Annotated in this window: 14 protein-coding genes; 3 read left to right on the forward strand and 11 right to left on the reverse strand. The window is 41.0% G+C overall.

The genetic code is table 11. The features are described 5' to 3' along the window. Nucleotides 1-137: 137 nt before the first annotated feature. From EXT43_RS04195 to EXT43_RS04215, 5 genes are all read right to left on the reverse strand, one after another. Nucleotides 138-2,714, reverse strand: coding sequence for a DEAD/DEAH box helicase family protein (locus EXT43_RS04195; protein ID WP_130166412.1), 2,577 nt, complete (start codon nucleotides 2,712-2,714; stop codon nucleotides 138-140). Next, nucleotides 2,714-4,681: a hypothetical protein gene (locus EXT43_RS04200; protein WP_130166413.1), complete on the reverse strand. Its 1,968-nt coding sequence runs from the start codon at nucleotides 4,679-4,681 to the stop codon at nucleotides 2,714-2,716. Before EXT43_RS04200 ends, EXT43_RS04195 begins: the two co-directional genes overlap by 1 nt. Further along, nucleotides 4,674-5,930 (reverse strand): hypothetical protein, encoded by a 1,257-nt coding sequence (locus EXT43_RS04205; protein ID WP_130166414.1) that lies wholly within the window; start codon nucleotides 5,928-5,930, stop codon nucleotides 4,674-4,676. The genes EXT43_RS04200 and EXT43_RS04205 overlap by 8 nt, the downstream gene beginning before the upstream one ends. 86 nt (nucleotides 5,931-6,016) lie before the next feature. Then, the gene (locus EXT43_RS04210) at nucleotides 6,017-6,331 is read right to left on the reverse strand and encodes a multidrug efflux SMR transporter (protein WP_130166415.1); all 315 of its coding nucleotides are present in this window, start codon (nucleotides 6,329-6,331) and stop codon (nucleotides 6,017-6,019) included. A gap of 192 nt (nucleotides 6,332-6,523) precedes the next feature. Beyond that, complete coding sequence (locus EXT43_RS04215) at nucleotides 6,524-8,470, reverse strand: glycoside hydrolase family 97 protein (RefSeq protein WP_130166416.1); 1,947 nt, start codon at nucleotides 8,468-8,470, stop codon at nucleotides 6,524-6,526. A 194-nt stretch (nucleotides 8,471-8,664) separates the two neighbouring features. On the opposite strand from EXT43_RS04215, the gene EXT43_RS04220 reads away from it, so the two are divergent. Then, a complete protein-coding gene (locus tag EXT43_RS04220; protein ID WP_130166417.1) occupies nucleotides 8,665-9,573 on the forward strand; it encodes a transporter substrate-binding domain-containing protein in 909 nt (302 codons plus the stop codon). A gap of 40 nt (nucleotides 9,574-9,613) precedes the next feature. Here the strand turns inward: EXT43_RS04220 and prpF are convergent, their stop codons facing one another. The 5 genes from prpF to EXT43_RS04245 form a co-directional block, all read right to left on the reverse strand. Next, nucleotides 9,614-10,783, reverse strand: a complete 1,170-nt coding sequence (prpF, locus tag EXT43_RS04225) for a 2-methylaconitate cis-trans isomerase PrpF (RefSeq protein ID WP_130166418.1) — start codon at nucleotides 10,781-10,783, stop codon at nucleotides 9,614-9,616. 3 nt (nucleotides 10,784-10,786) lie between these two features. Beyond that, entirely contained in the window at nucleotides 10,787-13,378 is a 2,592-nt protein-coding gene (gene acnD, locus EXT43_RS04230) for a Fe/S-dependent 2-methylisocitrate dehydratase AcnD (RefSeq protein ID WP_130166419.1), read from the reverse strand. Nucleotides 13,379-13,495: 117 nt separating this feature from the next. Continuing rightward, entirely contained in the window at nucleotides 13,496-14,620 is a 1,125-nt protein-coding gene (gene prpC, locus EXT43_RS04235) for a 2-methylcitrate synthase (RefSeq protein ID WP_130166420.1), read from the reverse strand. Nucleotides 14,621-14,644: 24 nt separating this feature from the next. Beyond that, entirely contained in the window at nucleotides 14,645-15,520 is an 876-nt protein-coding gene (gene prpB, locus EXT43_RS04240; protein WP_054561375.1) for a methylisocitrate lyase, read from the reverse strand. An 84-nt stretch (nucleotides 15,521-15,604) separates the two neighbouring features. Next, nucleotides 15,605-16,309, reverse strand: coding sequence for a GntR family transcriptional regulator (locus tag EXT43_RS04245; protein ID WP_054554723.1), 705 nt, complete (start codon nucleotides 16,307-16,309; stop codon nucleotides 15,605-15,607). Nucleotides 16,310-16,589: 280 nt separating this feature from the next. On the opposite strand from EXT43_RS04245, the gene rsmF reads away from it, so the two are divergent. Next, entirely contained in the window at nucleotides 16,590-18,029 is a 1,440-nt protein-coding gene (gene rsmF / locus EXT43_RS04250) for a 16S rRNA (cytosine(1407)-C(5))-methyltransferase RsmF (RefSeq protein WP_130166421.1), read from the forward strand. A 311-nt stretch (nucleotides 18,030-18,340) separates the two neighbouring features. Further along, nucleotides 18,341-19,156 (forward strand): polysaccharide deacetylase family protein, encoded by an 816-nt coding sequence (locus EXT43_RS04255; protein WP_130166422.1) that lies wholly within the window; start codon nucleotides 18,341-18,343, stop codon nucleotides 19,154-19,156. Here the strand turns inward: EXT43_RS04255 and EXT43_RS04260 are convergent. Continuing rightward, nucleotides 19,153-20,973 carry an alkaline phosphatase D family protein gene (locus tag EXT43_RS04260; protein ID WP_130166490.1) on the reverse strand — a complete coding sequence of 607 codons (1,821 nt, stop codon included), beginning with the start codon at nucleotides 20,971-20,973 and terminating at the stop codon, nucleotides 19,153-19,155. The two genes, EXT43_RS04255 and EXT43_RS04260, sit on opposite strands and share 4 nt — an antisense overlap. Nucleotides 20,974-20,986: the final 13 nt, after the last annotated feature.

The following is a 20,986-nucleotide window of genomic DNA, read 5'->3' on the forward strand; positions in this document are numbered from 1 at the left end:
AAATCCGATAGAGCAACAGCCTATCGGATTTTTATTATGGAATTAAAGACCACCTACACTTGAGAATCGAGATTATCTTAAACAACCAAACTCTTATAGAAGGTGCTTGTTTCTAAGATAGAACATGCAAAATCTTTTCAACAAGGTGTAAAATCAGGCGCTGCTTTACACAACTCGTCATAAATCTCTTCATCACCATTAGTTCTGTCAGACTCAGGTAAGATCACGCCATGTAATTGGGAGCGAAGTTCATCCCACCTTGCATCAAGAACTTGCCAATTATATTCATCATAAGTGCCTTTAAATATCACTGGCTTTACTTCTATAAATGGCAATTCTCCGCCTTGTTCTTGATAATCTTCGAATTCTTTTTGCCATCTCGAGCCAAGACGATCAACACGACCTATTTGCTGTTCTACTACACCAGGGTTCCACTCAGGGTGAAGTAAGTACACAACTCTACACGCTTGATGTAAATTTAGCCCTTCACGTCCCACTACTGACTGAGCTACAACCACCTTAGGAAAACTATTTTGACGATTAAAACCTAGCTGCATAACTCTCCTACTATGTGCTTCCGTTCCACCGTACATTAAGCGTGCCATACCGCCTCTAACATGAGCAAACTCATCTGAAACACGCTGAGTAATGAGCGGCCATAATCCTGTTGCTTCATCAATATCTAACTCACCATCGCCATTTTCATCGCCCTCATTTTTAGCGGTCACCACACTCATTAAATCCTTAAAACCTTGTGCAAGTTCAATTGACGAAAACTCAAATCCTTCTTTATCTATTAATTCAGATATTGCATTTGCAAAGTCATTTAAATTTGTTGATTGCTCTTGTTGTTTTAAATTCACAGATGCTTTAAATGCTTCGAACAACGAAGAGGTCCTAGCATCAAATACTTCAACTTTGGCTTCTTCAATCCTATCAATTAAAGTGTTTTTAAACTTATCGACCCTATAAGAGTGCTGGGTATATTGTTTAGCTAGCTTCTGGTTTACTTCGTCGATACTCCATGCAATATTCAGCTGTTCGAGTGCCGCCTTTACTGCCAGCTCTTCAGATTCTGAACTGTTTTCTGTAGCTACATGGATTTTACTTTGAGGCCAATAACGCGCTTGTTGAAGAGAGCTAAGCATTTCTCTCGCATTTAGAAGGTTAACTAAAGCACGCATTGGTTTTGTCATCTTGCCAAATACAAGTGCTTTCTGACCCTGAGATAAATCACTTTCAATCTCATTAATTACTTTCAGAATGGCCGGATGACTATAAAGTGACTCATCTCCCGATTGATAGGAATTTGCAATGATTGATTGCCACCACTGAGCTCTTTGCTCTTTTTTACTAGGCAAGGAAACGTCATCAGCTTCTAATGCATCATCATCTTCAGAAGCATTAATTGATTTATCAATTATTCCTGCAATACCGTGACCATTCGCTAAAGTTAGCCTCGCTCTCTTAGAAGTTGAATCTGTCTGCATGCTAGTTGCAGCTGATAGACCTTCAACGGCACAAACAATTTTTTTCCATTGGTTTGTAAGTTCAGTTACTTCTACATTGACTGGTATTTGCCTACGATAAGCATTGATAGGTAAGTCTGAAGCTTTCTGGAACGCTCTAATAGTTTCATCTTGACGCTTATCTCTTCTGAACAAATAAGGCGCTAGAGCCTGCTGAAACTGATTTGAAATGTCTTTAAACTGTTTTCTAATTGATGGATCTGAACGCCACGTTTTCTTTAACTTTGAAACAACCTGGGCATATTGTTTAACCATCTCAAGGATTTCATCACGTTTATCTTTTTCAAGCTCAATCCTACTAAGCATGTCTTCCCATTGACCAACACCTAATTCAACTGGCGTTGCAGTCATAGCAAGATTACGAGCTGTCTCGGCTCTTAATACTATATTATTCAAAATAGTACTAAGGCTACTCGTTTCACCTCTACTTTTATGCGCTTCGTCTATTACAACTAAATCAAAAGCGCCTAAACCCAAGCCTACCGCTTTTTCGAGTAGAGCTCTATATTCACTCCCCGCTGAAAATACATCACCCTCAAAGCCACTTATGCCCCAATTAAAGCTATTTACTACATCACTTAGGGTTTTGCTAATAATGTGATTTTTAGGTAACTTACTTGCATGTGTCACTATGTTTCTAGCACATACTTCGGCCTCCCAAGACACTAGGTCTGTGCGCTTATGGTAACCTCTTGGAACACTCCCATAATGAAACTTATGATATTGGCCGTAAACCTCAGGCAGTAAGGCCCAACGTTCAGCTTTAGAACTGACTCCTAACCGCCAATTTGCAAAGTTTTGTGAAAGAAGAACTACATGCTCATCCGCCCAAGGCTCTGCTGTATCTTCATCGTTATAGACATCGAGAAATCCCCAAAGACTTCTTATTACAGATTTAGGCTTTAGGTTTTTATCTCTCTCTTCTAGTTCACTTTGCCATTGAAAACCAAGTGTTGTAGGCACAACAACCAATACACGTCCACCAGCTTGTTTAACAGCATGAATAAGCTCAACAGCAATACGTGTTTTACCCATACCAACTTCATCTGCAATTATGGCGCCTGAGTTTGGTAATGTTTTTATTAAATTCTGAACACTGAGCTTTTGCCCTGCATTTAACCTGTCATTCGTCTGCAAAGAGTCAGAAATGATATTTGCTACTTGCTCCCAACCTTTAAATTTCATTACTGCTCTCCTAATTTTGCTAACGCTGCAAAGCCTAATTTTTGTTCTAGACGTTTCAATAGTTCTTCATAGTAAGCACCTGACTCAGTTGCATTTGTTTCAGCATAACCTGGTCTAAAAGGAGGCTGCCATAATGGTGAAATTGGATTAACCCCTATCTCTTTAAAGAAAGCAAAAGCTAAATTGTTCTTTAATTGAGAAAATGTTTGCTCTAAGCGAGTGCACCATTGTAACCAGTCTTTTTCTGGTACATCAGTTTGCTTTTCTGCGATGAGCTCAATCAAAGCCATCATTGAGTTAATTGAATAGCTTTTATCGACTTCAACATCTGTTTCAGACCTCACTCCTAGATTATCTTCAGATGCTTCATCGCCCTCGTCACCTTCAGTTTCAGAGCTTGGTAGAAGCGGAAAAGAACTAAACATATACCATGCATCATCAAGGGCTAATTCTGAGAGTTCTGTTGCAGCAATCCGACCATATTGATCAATAACGGGAATATCTTCAGTGTGGACAGTGCCATTATTAATCCATGAAACAGTGAGTTGCCTTGGTGGTTTTCCATACCATAGTAAACGGGTTTCTGATTCAACTGTTAGCTTATCAGAGCAAGTATTAGCGACTGTGTATGCATCAGTAAATGGTGCATTGGGTATTAAAACTTGTTTATCATGGTCAAGTTCTTCGATTAAAAAGTAAGATATCGGTAAAGATAAATGTTCAGCATCATGTTCAGGCATTTCACTACCTGCACTTAGTTGAGATGCTTCAGTTAAGTAATAGCTCTCATCAAAGCAAACCGGTAATTTTAAACTTATAGCCGATTCTGGATTGCCTTCTCCAAACCACGTTATTCCTTTAGGTTTGAAGACCACTCCGGCTTCTAAGTTACCACCAAACTTTGACGCTTTTTGGGTAAAGCCTGGACCAGTTAAATTACCAGATCCTAAATACGCCCACGATCTTTTACACTCATCATCGGTTTGTAAATACTTAGCAGAAAAAATAAACTTAGCATGCAAGCTTCGCTGCATTTGTCCGCCTTGATATAATGGGTCATATGCTTTTAATACTTGCCAATTATTTTCATCTAAACTTTTTAAGCTATTCGCAATAGACTGACAACTGTGCTGATTAACAATAATATCTTTCTCAGCATTTTTTGTGAGCAAGCTTTCATCACTTAAACGCTGGTAGATAGCGCTGATTACATTTGGGACCCCTTCACTTAAGCTTCCCTCGTAAAAGCCGGAGCCTAAAGCTAAATAGTTTCGCTTTTTATCGTTACAATGATGCTTTACCAAAGCAGGCAACTGCTCAAGAAGAGATGCTGAACGATTGTCAAAAAAGCGAGGTTTTATATTACCTTCAACAAACACTTCATCTAAAAGCTTGTGAAACATTGCATATTTATTATGCGTGTCAGATATAAGCTTGCTGTTACCCCTGTTACTCAAAATAGCCGTATCGAAATAGGTAAGAACATCACTTAGAAAATGATAAGCAGCCAGAATATCAGCATTGCCTTGTGCATCTTCATTATAGAGCTTAACATCAATAGACCAAACAAGGTCAAGGCTGTTTTCAAGTGTTTGTCTGGTCCAGTTACCCGTAGAAACAATTAAACGAATAAATTGCTCATCGCTCTCAATCGCTTTAAAAGTAAGTAATGCGACTTTGCTATGCAATAAATTAAACTGTTTAGTTGCATCGTTTTTAAATGCTAGGTGCAATAAGCCTGGGCATGCAATTGGAGATATCTGAGGGTGACTAGGGTCAAGCATTAAGGCTAGGCTTATGCCTCCATGATAGGCCCTCTGCCCCTTCATATTTAACGTAAATTTTTCTAACGCATCATTAAAAAACTCAGCATCAGCCGAATAGCCTGTTACTAAACCAAACTCTCCTTTAAAACCTCTAGGCGGAGCAAAATAGCTGGCTAAAGATGGGGGCAATTTCTTACTCATCGTTATCTCCCTCTAGACCAAGCCACTCTTCTAACTTATTTTCAAAATCTTGATTAAGGACATACATATTCCATACTCGGAACGAAATACCTTTTGGAAATAAAGAATAATCATGCTCTTCATTGTTAACAGGCTCTGGTTTGCCAAATGCAGCTGCGGGAAGAACTTGTTTCCCCCGACATCGAAGCACAACTTCATCTCGCTCTAATAAAGATATGATTATATCTGTATCATTTTTTTGCAGGCATTGATTAGCAAAGTAAGTCGCTTCTTTTGATGTGCTTGGATCATGTTCAAGGCTCAGGAAAGCATTAGCAGCTTTTTTTAGGTTACTCACTGCATCAATTATGCTTTGCGATAAAGGTTCTGATAGCTCGAGTCTTGGTGGGTTAAGTGGCGCTATTTCAGCTTCAATTACATTGAGCAAGTCCAAAGACTTATTTCTTAGTTCAAAGAAGAAAGCTCCACTTTTTAAATCATCAAAATGAGTTTGTTCAATAAAAAAAGGCTTTGTCCAATTTACATAAGTTTTCAAGTTTTCAGATTGCGTCCACTTAAGAACACCTCTTCTTCGACTATTATTTTCACCAGAAAGCAAAGCTTGCTTAAACAAGTTTAATGCATGCTGATCTAGCCGAACAAGTGGAGACATTACATGAAGTAGTTCGCCAAAGCTTGGTGTATATGATGAAGGGAGCTGTTTTTCATCTTTTACCCATCTAGCTAAAAAATCAATAATACTAAGTCGATGACACCTGTAACTTGCGCAAGCAGCGTCTACAAAATCTTTACCCAGCTGGTTAAGACTAAAACTATTAAATCTCTCACCTTTTGATTCTACAAACCCTAAGCCAGGTAATGCTTGCACCGTACTCATACGCATCGGCTGAGTCACATAAAAATTAGTACCGCTAAAAGTTTTATAGCTTAAATCTGCTGGACTGTTTAATTTGGTACGGCCTCTTAAACGGTCATCTTTATTCCACTCCGTCGAGCCATAAGCCAAATAGCATGCAAGTGCTTCTATCGCATTTGTGACTTGAATATTTGTAACCTGTTTACCTGACTGTCTAACTTTTTCAGCAACATCAACACCTAAACAAGCTAAAAAAACAGATTTAGCGTACTTAACTCCACCTAAACCTGGTACGGCTAAATCATTAAACTTACGAACAATTGAACTTAACCCTAATGTTCGCGTTCTCCTTTGTGAGGTAATTTTATCTGGTCCTAATAATCCCCAATACATTTTCATTCCTTTTTAAATTCATACTTCGACGAGAAGAATATAATGAAAAAGGATTAATTAAAACAAAACTGCCGAATTATCGAACTTTAACTCGCTAATTTCAAACCAATAATGCCAAGGGCAATCAGCAGTAAGCTGGCAATTTTTAATAGACTTACGCCTTCAGATAAAAACGTCATGCCAATAATTGCAGAGCCAATTATGCCGATACCTACCCAAACTGCATAAGCCAAACTGAGCGGTAATGATTTAAGCGCCACGCTTAAGCAATAGAAGCTCGCAGCCATGGTTAAGATGGTAAAGAATGAAATGAGTGGTTTAGTAAAACCGTTTGATTGTTTTAGGCCATAAGCCCAAGCGACTTCAAGTAAGCCAGCAGCAATAAGTAGGATCCAATTCATGGTCGACCTCTTTATGGGGTCGTCCCCGAATTTAAATAACAACTTTAAGGTCGTCCTCAAAGCGGTGTAGTACATCACCACACCCAACGAAATCTAGCACGCCCAAATTAGTAAGGCAACTAAAGCCAAAAAAAGCGAGCAACCTGCTCGCTTTTCTCTACTTGGTTTTGTTTATCGCCTATTAACTCACAGTTAGCGACCAATAATCAGTGCGCCACCTTGAGCTAATAAGTTTAAGGTTAACTTGCCACTGTTACTTACTGTGACTTGCTTAGTACCAGCACTGCCATCTTTTTTGTCAAACAACAGGGTGACTTTTTTGCCCGCTAACATAGGTAAATCAATATCGAATGTTTTGGCTTTATTTTCACCATTCACGGCTGCTACCCACCATGTTTGCTGATGACGCCTTGCGATCGTTACATCTTGACCCGGCTGACCTGCAATATAGCGTGTTTCATCCCATACCGTTGGCATCATCTTTAAAGTATCAATAACAAATTGAGGCTGTTCTTCAAGGTTATTTGGCGTCAGGCCAAAATGCTGTACTGGTGATTGATAAAGCACACCTGTTGCCAGTTCAAATGTATCTGTGGTTTTGCGAATAGTGCCGACGGTTTGATCTTGAGATAAGCGTTTGTTTAAAAACACTGGGGCAAAATCCATAGCGCCAATAGCATTACGAGTGAACGGTAAAATAGTCGCGTTATAGGCATGTAAATCTAACGAGTTTTGATGAAAAACAAGGTTCTCCGATGCCAGTACCGCTTCAGATGTGACGAAGTTCGGATACATTCTTTCCCAACCACGCGGGATGGTACTACCATGAAAGGTGATCACTAAACCATACTGATTTGCATCTGTGAGAATATCTTCATAAAGTTTAATGGTTTCTTGTTTATCACCACCAAAAAAGTCTACTTTAAGCCCTTTTACACCAATGCTTTGCAGCCACGCCATTTCATTTCGACGTGCTGGTGCACTGTTCATTCTATTTTGTGGGGTCTGTGGTGCATCATTCCACCAGCCATTTGAGTTGTACCACAAAATAACATCAACGTTCTTACCATTGGCGTACTTAACCAATTCAGCCATTCTCTCGCGGCCAATGTTTTTATCCCACCAATTGTCGATTAATACATATTCAAAGTTTAATGACGCAGCTAAATCGATAAATTTGATTTGATCATCGTAGTTGATACTTGGGTCTTGCCAAACAATCCAGCTCCATGTTGAACGACCCATTTTATAATCTTGGCTTGCTTGATAAAGGGGTTTAACTAAATCAAACGCCACGGTTGATTCAACAATTGGCTTTAAACTTGCTCCTAACGTAATGGTGCGCCAAGGTGTGGTTGCAGGCATTGCCATAGCCGCATAAGTTGCACCAATGCCATTGTTTTCTCCAGCCTGAGGAAATGAAATACGGTAAACACCGTCTTTCGTACCTTCGCTTAGTTTAGAGCCAACATAATGACTATCAACACCGGTTTCAGAAATTAATAACCAGCCTTTATCGCTATTTTTAAATAATGCAGGAAAGGTATAGCCCACGCCGTTCGCTGACGGTGTTCCAAGAGCTTCGTTAAAGGTGTAAGGCTCTTCGTAACTTGGTTTTGTTTGCATCCAGCCCGTTTCAGGTAAGGCTTGTGGGCTTATAAATGTAGTTGCATTATCTGGTAGGTTAAAAGCACTGTATTCAGCTAACACCTTAATACGGGTATCTGTTTCAGCACCCGATATCTGATAACGAAATGCAACATCACTATCAGACACGTTAAATTCGACGCCAAGCATTCTGCCCTCTTGGTTTTCAAATTGCGCTTTGAGTGAATTTGCCGTGTAGTTTACTTCACTCACCTTCGCATTATGCAGCTTATAGCTTTCATTGACTGAAGCTGTTGTATGGCTTTTATATTTTAGGCTTTGTGAAAAATCACCCAGGTTGGTATTTAAACCAAGCTGTGATTGCTGCAAAAACTCTTGGTTGCCATAATTTACGCTATAAACAAGCTGATTTTGTTGTTTTTCGAGTTTTACAGTTATTTGTCCATCTGGGCTTGTAACGCTAAGCGGTAATTGTGCGTGAGCAAGCATAGAGCTTGTTAGAAGTGATATATAGATACTTGGTTTTATCATTGTTGTTATCCTTAAGCTGCAAAAGCATTAAGTGATATCATAATACAAATGTAAACTTTTTGTCACTCAAGCCTATTAAAATAAGCTGTGATCGAAAAATGTACTCCATCCGTTAGATATTGTTACAGTTACTAGGTTGTATATTTACGGCAAAAGGCTAAGCTTTATATAAATAACAAAAACTTAAACAATTTATGAAACTACTAACCGTATTTTTTTTATTCGCCTCATATCAAGCTCTTGCGGGCCTTACGCCTGTTAGCTTTGAAAAAAATGGCGAAATCATCACTGAAGAAGCGGTGCGTTTCAACGGCGGATATGGTTATAACTTAGATGCCAAACATGTTTTAAAGCTCGTTACTTTAGATTGGCCTCCTTATATAGACGAAAACTTATGCAACAAAGGCTGGCTTTACCAATTTGCTGTAAGCTCCTTACTTGAAAAAGGCTATGGCGTGCACATTAGCTTTTATCCTTGGGCACGCGCCGTAAGAGAAGCTGAATTAGGTCGCGCTGATATTCTCTTTCCTGAATATTTCATTGAAGATGATGTTATTTCAGATAATTTCCTCGATAAAACCCGCAACGATTTACTCGCCTTGAGTCATGCTATTCCAGGTGGGGATTTATCATTCGTGGCATTAAAAGGAACTCAAATTCCATTTAATGGGGATTTAAACTCTGTAAAAGACTTGCCTATTGGTGTAGTTCGCTCATATAAAAACACCAAAGAACTCGATGCCATGATTGATAATAAAGAAATCGACACAATCGTCGCTAATAATGAGTACCAACTAATTCACCTGTTACTTAGCAACCGCGTAAGCCTAATTGTGGCAGATCTTGAAGTGTTAAAAGCAAGCGTTTACAAGTCTGAATTATCATTTAGCGGCAAACGACAAATACTAGAATCACTGGTCGCATTAGAGCCTAAGCTTGAATACAAACCGCTATATTTTTCTGTCAGCAAATCAACGCCGCACTGGCAAAAAGTTTTAGAAGACTTAAATGATGAAATAGAACTCATGCAACAGAGCGGCAAGTTTGACGAGTTTATTGAAGGTATGAAGCAACAGTGCTACGGATTAGACAAAGCGGCGTAACCGCCGCTTTATTTAAATTATATCTGTGCACAGCTGTGTACTATTGAGGAACTCGAACCCAGCCTTCCATTAATACACGTGCACTTCGGCTCATACTTGCTTTTGTGACTTGCCAATTGCCATCAACAAGTGTTGCAGCAGCGCCGACTTTTAAAGTGCCAGAAGGATGACCAAAGTTTACTTCCTGACGCTCACCACCACCTGCAGCAAGGTTTACCAATGTGCCAGGAATAGCAGCTGCAGTACCTATTGCAACCGCAGCCGTGCCCATCATGGCATGGTGCAATTTCCCCATCGACATAGCACGTACTACTAAATCAATATCGGTTTCATTTACAATTTTACCGCTTGATGCATGATAAGTTTTAGCTGGTGCAACCCAAGCTACTTTTGGCGTATGTTGACGTGCTTTTGCTTCATCAATATGAGAAATTAGCCCCATTTTCAACGCCCCATAGGCGCGAATCGTTTCTAACTTTTCAAGTGCCGATGCATCACCGTTAATGGCTTCTTGTAGCTCTGTGCCATCGTAGCCAACTTCACTGGCGTTAATGAAAACTGTAGGAATACCCGCATTGATCATCGTTGCAGACAACATACCAATACCCGGCACCTCTAATTCATCGACTAAGTTACCTGTTGGAAATAAGGCCCCTTCGCCATCTGCAGGGTCCATAAATTCAAGTTTCACTTCAGCGGCTGGAAAGGTCACGCCATCAAGCTCAAAATCACCAGTTTCTTGCACTTCACCGTTAGTAATTGGCACGTGCACTATGATGGTTTTACTAATATTGACTTGCCATACTTTAACTTCAACAACGCCGTTATCTGGAATTTTGCTGGCTTCAACAAGGCCGTTCGACACAGCAAAGGCCCCGACTGCTGAAGTTAAATTGCCGCAATTACCACTCCAATCAACAAACGCTTTCTCGATAGCCACTTGACCAAACAGATAATCAACATCGTGATCAGCTTTAGTACTTTTCGATAAAATCACCGTTTTACTGGTGCTTGAGGTTGCACCGCCCATACCATCAGTTTGTTTTTGGTAAGGATCTGGGCTGCCAATCACACGTAATAACAGATTATCGCGCGCCTCACCTGCCACTTGGGCAGGCTCAGGTAAATCAGTTAAGTTAAAGAACACCCCTTTACTGGTGCCGCCACGCATATAGGTCGCTGGCACCTTAATTTGTGGTTTAAACGCCATTACTTAGTGCTCCTCAGATTCTAAGAAATCTTGCGCGAAACGTTGCAGCACACCACCCGCTGAATAAATTGACACTTCTTCAGCGGTATCTAAACGACACGTCATTGGTACTTCAACGATTTCACCATTGGCACGGGTGATCACTAAAGTCAGGGTTGCACCGGGTGTTGGCTCACCTTTGACACTAAAACTCTCACTACCATCAATACCTAGCGTAGTTCTCGTCGTGCCTGCTTTAAACTCAAGCGGTAGTACGCCCATACCAATTAAGTTAGTGCGGTGAATACGCTCAAAGCCCTCGGCTGCAATCACTTGAACACCAGCTAAGCGAACACCTTTTGCAGCCCAGTCACGTGATGAACCTTGACCATAATCGGCACCAGCCACAATGATAAGCGGTTGTTTGCGCTCCATGTAGGTTTCGATAGCTTCCCACATACGCGTCACTTTGCCTTCTGGTTCAATGCGAGCATATGAACCTTGCTTCACTTCACCATTTTCTTTAACCATTTCATTCAATAACTTAGGGTTAGCGAATGTAGCACGCTGTGCTGTTAAATGATCACCTCGGTGAGTAGCATACGAGTTAAAATCTTCTTCTGGGAGACCCATTTTAGCCAGGTATTCACCAGCAGCACTTGACGCTAAAATCGCATTCGAAGGTGATAAGTGGTCAGTAGTGATGTTGTCGCCCAACACAGCTAACGCACGCATATCACTCAAAGAGCGCTCACCCGCTAATGCGCCTTCCCAATAAGGAGGACGGCGAATATAAGTACTTTGTGGACGCCATTCGTAAAGCGGGTCGTTGTCTTCACCGTAATCTACACTTAAATCAAACATTGGCTCGTAAACCTTTTTAAATTGTTCAGGTTTAACACTTTGTTTGATCACCGCATCAATTTCTTCATCTGATGGCCATAAATCCATTAGGCGAATTTCGTTACCTTGTTGATCATGCCCTAATACATCTTTTTCGATATCAAAACGAATAGTACCGGCAATAGCATAAGCAACAACCAGTGGTGGTGAAGCTAAGAATGCTTGTTTAGCATAAGGGTGAATACGACCATCGAAGTTACGGTTACCCGACAGTACAGCCGTTGCGTATAGGTCGCGGTCAATCACTTCTTGCTGAATTTTTGGATCAAGCGCACCACTCATGCCGTTACAGGTCGTGCACGCAAAGGCAACAATACCAAAGCCTAGTTGTTCAAGCTCAGGTAATAAATTTGCTTCTTCTAAGTAAGACTTAACCGCTTTAGAACCCGGTGCCAGTGATGTTTTAACCCATGGCTTACGAGTTAAACCTTTAGCGTTGGCATTACGCGCAAGTAAACCTGCAGCAATAACGTTGCGTGGGTTACTGGTATTAGTACAACTTGTGATTGCTGCAATGATACAGGCGCCATCTGGCATTAAGCCTTCTTCATTCTCAACAACGCCAGTGATACCCGCTTTATCAAGATCGCTAGTTGCAACACGGCGATGTGGATTCGAAGGGCCCGCAATATTGCGACCAACTGATGATAGATCAAAGGTTAACACACGCTCATATTCAGCCGTTTTAAGGCTATCACTCCAAAGGCCAGTCTCTTTTGCGTATGTTTCAACTAGTTTAACTTGCTCTTCTTCACGGCCAGTTAAACGTAGATAATCAAGTGTGTTGTCATCGATGTAGAACATCGCAGCTGTTGCGCCAAACTCTGGCGTCATATTAGAAATTGTTGCTCTATCGCCTAAGGTTAGTGCATCAGCACCTTCGCCATAAAACTCAAGGTAGGTCGACACAACTCTTTCATTACGTAAAAATTCGGTGATCGCTAATACAATGTCGGTTGCAGTAATACCCGGTTGTGGCTTGCCTTTTAGTTCAACACCCACAATGTCAGGTAAACGCATGTAAGATGCACGGCCAAGCATCACGCTTTCAGCTTCAAGACCACCTACACCGACAGCAATAACACCTAACGCATCAACCATAGGTGTGTGGCTATCTGTACCAACTAAGGTATCTGGGAATGCCACGCCATCACGTTTTTGGATCACCGGTGACATTTTCTCTAGATTAATCTGATGCATAATGCCGTTACCCGGCGGGATCACATCAATATTTTTAAATGCTGTTTTTGTCCAATTGATAAAGTGGAAACGGTCATCGTTACGACGGTCTTCAATAGCACGGTTTTTTTCAAATGCGTCAGGTTCAAAACCTGCGTGTTCAACCGCTAATGAGTGGTCAACAATTAACTGTGTAGGTACCACCGGGTTTACTTTTGCAGGATCGCCGCCTTTTGCAGCAATAGCATCACGCAGACCTGCTAAATCAACTAACGCTGTTTGACCTAAGATGTCGTGACACACGACGCGCGCAGGAAACCATGGAAAATCTAAATCACGCTTGCGGTCAATTAACTGCGACAGTGCATCATTTAGCATTTCAGGATCACAGCGACGAACTAAGTTTTCGGCAAGTACTCGCGATGTGTAAGGAAGTGTGGCATAGCTGCCTGGTTTAATTGCATCAACAGCAGCGCGAGTATCAAAGTAATCGACTCCTGTGCCTGCTAATGGTTTTCTAAAATTTGTATTCATGATAATTCTACTTGTACTTGGTGACGGTGAACAAAGGTGGGCTGATTGTTTTTGTATTTATTTCGCCCCTTCATAAAGGGGCAGCTAAGCTACCCCTATCAGTGATTTAATTAACGATTAACGCTCAGAAATTGGCGTATAGCTGCGCGCTTCTGGGCCCGTATAATCTGCACTTGGGCGAATAATACGGTTATTAGCACGTTGCTCTTTCACGTGTGCTGTCCAACCTGTTACACGGCTCATCACGAAAATTGGCGTGAATAACTTAGTTGGGATACCCATGAAGTGATACGCAGATGCATGGAAGAAATCAGCATTACAGAATAATTTCTTTTCACGCCACATAACTTCTTCACAGCGAACAGACACAGGATATAGAACATCATCACCCACTTCTGCTGCCAGTTTTTCTGACCACTTTTTGATGATCACGTTACGTGGATCTGATTCACGGTAAATGGCGTGACCAAAGCCCATGATCTTGTCTTTACGCTCAAGCATACCCATTAATGCATCTTCAGCTTGATCTGGGCTTGTGAAGCCTTCAATCATATCCATAGCGGCTTCGTTCGCACCACCGTGTAATGGGCCACGTAAGCTACCAATCGCACCCGTTACACAAGAGTGAATATCCGACAATGTAGATGCACACACGCGCGCAGTGAATGTTGATGCATTAAACTCATGCTCTGCATAAAGAATTAAAGACACATTCATTACTTGCTCAAACAGTGCTGATGGTGCTTCGTCATGTAATAAACGTAAGAAGTGTGCACCTACCGAATCATCATCTGTTTCAGTTTCAATACGAACGCCGTCATGGCTAAAACGATACCAGTAACAAATAATACTTGGGAATACGGCAACTAGGCGATCAATCGCATCATTCGCTTCTGAGAAATCTTGCTCCATTTCTAGGTTACCTAGCATAGAACAACCAGTGCGCATTACATCCATTGGGTGCGCGTCTTTAGGAATGTTCTCAAGCACTGTTTTTAGTGCATCTGGTAAACCACGTAGTGATTTTAACTTTGCTTTATATTCAGTCAGCTCAGACTCTGTTGGTAATTCACCACGCGACAGTAAAAAAGACACTTCTTCAAACTGCGCTTTATCTGCTAATTCACTAATATCATAACCACAATAAGTTAAACCTGAACCTGACTTACCTACTGTACACAGTGCTGTTTCACCTGCTACTTGACCACGTAAACCTGCGCCACCTAATGCTTTATCTACCATGAGTGTTCTCCTTATATGTTGTCGTTATGATTTTTTAGCTGAGAAAAGGTTATCGAGTGTGTTTTCATATGAGTGATAATCTAAAAACTCATATAATTCCGCACGTGTTTGCATATTGTCTACTTGGCTTTGTTGTGAGCCCTCGCTAAGAATAGACGAATACACATTAAGTGCAGCTTTGTTCATCGCTCTAAATGCACTAAGTGGATAAAGTACAATTTCAACACCCACTTCGCTCAGTTGCTCTTTTGTATAAAGTGGTGTTTGACCAAATTCGGTGATGTTCGCAAGAATTGGCACATTTAACGCTTTAGCAAACGCTTGGTAATCTGCTAAATCATGCACCGCTTCTGCAAAGATAGCGTCTGCACCAGCTTCAACACACGCTGCTGCGCGGTCAATCGCTGCATTTAAGCCTTCTTTTTGGAATGCATCAGTACGCGCCATAATGTAAAAATCACTGTCTGTTTTGGCATCAACCGCAGCTTTAATACGGTCAACCATTTCATCTTTAGACACGATCTCTTTATTAGGACGGTGACCACAACGTTTTTGTGCTACTTGGTCTTCAATATGGAAGCCTGCTGCGCCTGCTTTGGTCATTTCTTTAACGGTACGAGCAATATTAAAAGCACCGCCCCACCCTGTGTCAGCATCAACAAGAAGCGGTAAGTCGGTAGCGCTGGTGATTCGACGAATATCTTCAAGTACATTATCAAGGCTAGTCATACCTAAATCTGGCATGCCGTATGATGCGTTAGCAACACCCGCACCTGAGAGGTAAAGTGCTTGGTGACCGGTTTTCTCTGCCATCATTGCGCAGTACGCGTTGACGGTGCCAACCACTTGCAATGGCTTGTTGTTGGCGATTGCCTGTTTGAACTTTAATCCTGCTGACATTGGATAACTCCTATCTTTGAACGGTTTCAGCTCTTTGGCTGACTCTATTTTTTAAATCTAAATTGTGACTGCTTAACTACCGCGCTACTGATTTTTTGCTGCGAGTAAGTCAAACTTAGTCTGAATATTTGCCTGAGACGCACTAATATGGCGCTTCATAAGCATTTCGGCTAATTCACCGTCATGGTTTTCAATGGCATTAATAATAGCCAAGTGTTCATCAAACGCTTTTGATACACGCGGCCCAACCATCCCCATTTGTACACGGTACATACGAATTAACTGGTACAACTCATTACATAAAAGATGAATTAAGTGTGCGTTTTTCGACCCTTTAATAATGCGATAATGAAAATCAAGGTCGCCCGCTTCTTGGTAGTATGATTCACCTTCTTTTACACGCTGTGTTTGTAAGTGCTGGTTCAATAACTGTTTTAAACCCTGCACTTCTTCAGGTTCCATGTTGTCGGCAGCTAACCGACAAGCCAGCCCTTCAAGGGCACTACGAACCTGATAGACTTCGATTAAACGCTCTGCGGTTAGCGCAACAACACGACAACCGACATTTGCTTTACGCTCTACCAAATAACAGCTCTCTAAACGATTTAGCGCCTCACGTAAGGTGGCACGGCTTACACCATAGCGTTTAGCAAGTTCTGGCTCAGAAATTTTGCTACCCTGCTCAATGGTGCCTTGGACAATTTCACGACGCATGTCGACAAACACTTGGTCTGATGCTGTTGTTATCGTGATATCGTTGTAGTTATCATTGGCTTTTTGCTCTGTCATAATAGGTCTATCAAAGTACTAAATTAAGATTGTCGACAATTTGTGAGTTCACTATGCGCCCTATCATTGCAAGTGTCAACCTTGAGATCGGAAAAACAGGCTAAAAAACCAGCAAAATGTCGACATAAATTGATATTTATCAAAAATAATGGCTATAAAGAACATTTATATTAGCAATATGTCGACACTTCAATATCACTCTTAAAAAGCTAAAAATATCCCCTGATAGCGCTATAAATGGTATGATCCAGCTATTATTACGTGATGTGAGAGCCATTTAGTGGACGCTAATACATATATTCCAGATTCATTTATTGATGATGTAAAAAGCTACCTTCCTGAACATTTATCATTAGACGACTTTATTGCTGCCTGTCGTCGCCCACTTAGACGCTCAGTTCGCGTAAATACATTAAAAATGTCAGTCTCAGAATTTCAGCGTCAATGCGCCAATAAAGGATGGGAATTAACAGCAATTCCATGGTGTGAAGAAGGATTCTGGCTAACACGACCAAGCGACGAAGAAGCCGCCCTTGCAATTGGTAATACCGATTTACACTTAAGTGGCGCTATGTATGTGCAAGAAGCTAGCTCAATGTTACCGCCGGTAGCACTGAGAGCCGAAATTAAGCAAAGCGATGCAGTACTTGATATGGCATCGGCTCCAGGTTCAAAAACATCACAAATCGCCGCAATGATGGATAATAGTGGTGTGTTAGTGGCCAATGAGTTGTCATCGTCACGCTTAAAAGTATTGGCAGCAACCCTCAAACGTATGGGTGTGGGTAATTGTGCATTATCACATTTTGACGGTGTGATATTCGGGGATTACATGTATGAGTGCTTCGACAGCATTTTGCTAGATGCCCCGTGTTCAGGTGAAGGCACGGTTCGTAAAGATGCAGACGCCCTAAAGAATTGGTCAATCGAATCTAATATTGATATTGCTGCTGTGCAAAAAGCCCTTATCAAAAGTGCCTTTTATGCCCTAAAGCCTGGCGGTACTCTAGTTTATTCAACATGTACTTTAACACCCCTTGAAAACCAACAAGTTTGTGAGTATCTATTAGCAGAGTTTCCGGGTTGCATCGAAGTACAATCGCTCAATAGCCTGTTTGATGGCGCAGACAAAGCGACAACCAGCGAAGGTTATTTACATGTTTGGCCGCAAACTTACGACAGTGAAGGTTTCTTCATCGCTAAATTTAAAAAAATAGCGTCAAGCGATAACCCTAATCAAAAAGTTAAAAAAGGCGCATTTCCGTTTGCTGAGTTTGATAAAAAGCAAAGCCAAGCGTTTATGCAAACAATTAAAAAACAGTTCGGTCTAAAATCACTCAAAGGCACGTTAATGCAGCGTGATAAAGAGCTTTGGTTGTTTCCAGATGGCTTTGATGAACTGCAAGATAAAATTAAATACTCACGTTTAGGTATTCAACTTGGTGTGATCCACAAAGGTGGTGTTCGCTTAACTCACGAGTTTGCCACTGTCTTTGGCCAAGATTGCGATAAAAATACCTTTGAGATGTCTGCTTGCCAAGCAAACGATTACTTTAACGGTAAAGATATTAGGCTCGAAAAACCAACGCAAGATAATGGTGAAGTAGTTTTAATGTTATGTGGTTGTCCGGTAGGCTTAGGTAAGTGGCAAAAGAATAAAATTAAGAACTCATTACCTCGTGATTTGGTCCAAAATGCCCAGTTGATAACTTGGGTATAAGTTGCGCATAAAGACTGTATAAATAAGGCGCTAATTTAGGTAAAAAGCTGTAACAGACTGATTTTAAATTAGTATAAAATTTGTACATTTACCGTGCAATTTCCTGCTGATTAACTACACTTAAAAGTACTTTCTACTTCTCCCTACTGAATTTAGAAGGTGTTTTTTTATAGTTAGCGCAGGCTCACACGAGCCACCCCCTAAGCCCAGAACAATGCGGATTCGTTCTGGGCGTTTTTTTATTCAAAAGTCGCATAGCAAAGCATTAGCCTTTTTGATTTCATTGTAAAAACAATGATAAAGGATTGATTATGCTTAAACCCTTGTGCGTCGTACTACCATTTTTAATAAGCTGCCAAACTCTGGCAAAAAGCAGTGACTACCTAGGCTTTGACTACCCTAATAAGGCTAAAAATGCTGTCAGTATCACTTTTGATGATGCAAGACATAGCCAAGTTGATACCGGTTTAGCGCTTTTAAACAAATACCAAATAAAAGCGACATTTTATGTATCCCCTTTTAACGTAAAAGAACGTGTTGAAAAGTGGCAAATGGCTGTAAAAACAGGTCACGAAATTGCTAATCATTCGGCAAGCCACTTGTGTACTGGCAACTTTGAATGGCTTCGTGAACTTGGGGTGTCGCTTGAGCAATTTACGTTAAAAGAAATGGAGCAAGATATCTTAAAGGGGCAAGACTATATAAAAGCCACACTCAACGTGACACCAACCGCTTTTGCCTACCCTTGCGGTAACACCTTTGTTGGCCGTGGTGCAAATACTAAAAGTTATGTACCGTTAATAGCCAAGCACTTTAAAACAGGTAGAACTTGGCTCGACGAAACGGCGAATAACCCCAACTTTACAGACTTTTCGCAGTTAACTAGCTTACCCATTGATGGGCTTACTTTCGAAGAAATTAAAAAAACCATAGAGCAGCACCGAACTAACAATAGTTGGATAATTCTGGCAGGCCACGATATTGGCAAACGAAATCAGTACACTACAGGCACCGACGCCCTAGAGCAGCTCATAGTTTATCTACAAGATCCTAAAAATGGTTTTTGGTTAGATACAGTAAGTAATGTTGCTGACTACGTTGAGGCTAATCGCAAAGCAATCGATTAATTATCGTTTAAATCAAATTCAGTTATTTGGTTATCAGCGTGAATAAGTTCATATTTAGCTAGCAAACCGTCATTGAGCTCAATTAAGCTGATAGCCGCATTACTGACCAAATACTTTTGCCCTTCGCCTAAGGTTTGGTGTTTATCAACTTCCATTTGCCAACGTTTAGTGAAAAAGTTAAGTGGGCTTTTCGGCGCATATAAAATTGAGTCGAGCTTATCGAGTACATTAATAAGTTTGCGTGGGAACTCATTTTTAATACCACTGGCAGTCAACTGCCAAATTCGGTTTTTATGCTTACCAAAGCGCTTTTGCACTGAAAAACAAAATGAATAATGAACATCACCAGAGAGGATCAAGGTTTCTTTTGGCGTATCTTCACGGCGAAAAGTATCTAACAGCTTTTTAGCAGAACCTTCATGGGCCATCCAGTTTTCAACATCAACCAACAAAGGTTGCCCGCAAAAATTAAAAATTGCTTGGATAGCTTCAATCGATTTAACACCAAACACCGGTGCTGGAGATACGATAATCACTTTATCGTGAGACAATAAGCTTTCTTCTAATTCGGTGAGCCTTTCCCAATCAAGTAAGCCAGATGGTTCATTGAAGTTTTGCTCATTACGCCAGCGATGGGTTCGGGTATCGAGCACCACAACTTTGGGGATGGTATTAAGCTCGTAATGCCAATGGTTAAAATTGAGTATTAGCTTATCAAAGTCGTTAAAATGCCAGCTCTGTTGTTGCAGGCTTTGTTTAAAACTGGCTAATAAAGACAGCGAGTTATCACCTGCATCATTACCAATCCCCTGCATTAACCAATAACTAATCAGGCCATTATTTACAATACGACGGCTAGCTGGGTGCTGATAAATAGCCTGCTCCCAGCCTGCGGTTAAGTTCCAATCATCGGTGACATCATGATCGTCGAACATCATTAATGTCGACACATTGGCGAATAACCTTTCAACGCTTTGAAGACCCTGTGCAAAGCCAAGCAGTGCGTCCTTTTCAAGTTTAAATAGGTTAGCGTATTTAGGGGCTAATGCTGGGCATTCAATTGATTCAAACTCAATTAGCTGCCAAGTAACAGCGCTGAAGTTTAATAAATAAAGCGCTATAAATTCTTGAAAATGAATTAAGTGGTTTTCAGCTTTTAAACTTGAGAAGTGTGGCTCATCTTTTTTGAGCCAATAACCAACACCAAATTTGCTCCGTTTCTGCCAAGGTACTTTGGGTAAGTGTAAATGGCGCTGATAAAGTTGCTGCTCGAACCCTGTTGGTAAATCTAAATCAAGCGCTGGCTCTTGAAACACACCATACAAGCTAATCACTTTTTCAATCGCAAGCAGCATAGGCCCTGCGACATCATCAGCATATATTTGGTCACCAGATAACAATAATAGGTCAGCACCTGCATTAAGAGATTGGCGCTGACCATTTTGCCAATTATCTGCAGCCACAAGGCTATCTTTTGCAGGGTGATGAGGATTACGACACGAACCATGCAGAATTCTATCGAGTCGATTGGGGATCACAAATGCCGGAGATTCGGCACGTTCATAGCAATAAGACGATAAATCAAGGCTTTTTTCTTCATCATGTAATGAATAGTAGATCAGTGAATCAACTGCAAACTGGCCACTGACTGGCATGACATTTATGAAATTTAAGTAAAGGTTTTGCCCTAATTGGATTGATTCTAAGCTAGAGAATGTTTCAACACCGCTAAACTCTATTCGGTATTGGCAAGGCCTAGTTGTAACAAATTGAAAGCACACTCGCCCTGCATCTGCTCGGCGAACCATTGGCCCCATTACTAACTGAGGT

This window comes from Pseudoalteromonas sp. CO109Y, from assembly GCF_004208935.1.
Lineage (GTDB): Bacteria > Pseudomonadota > Gammaproteobacteria > Enterobacterales > Alteromonadaceae > Pseudoalteromonas > Pseudoalteromonas shioyasakiensis.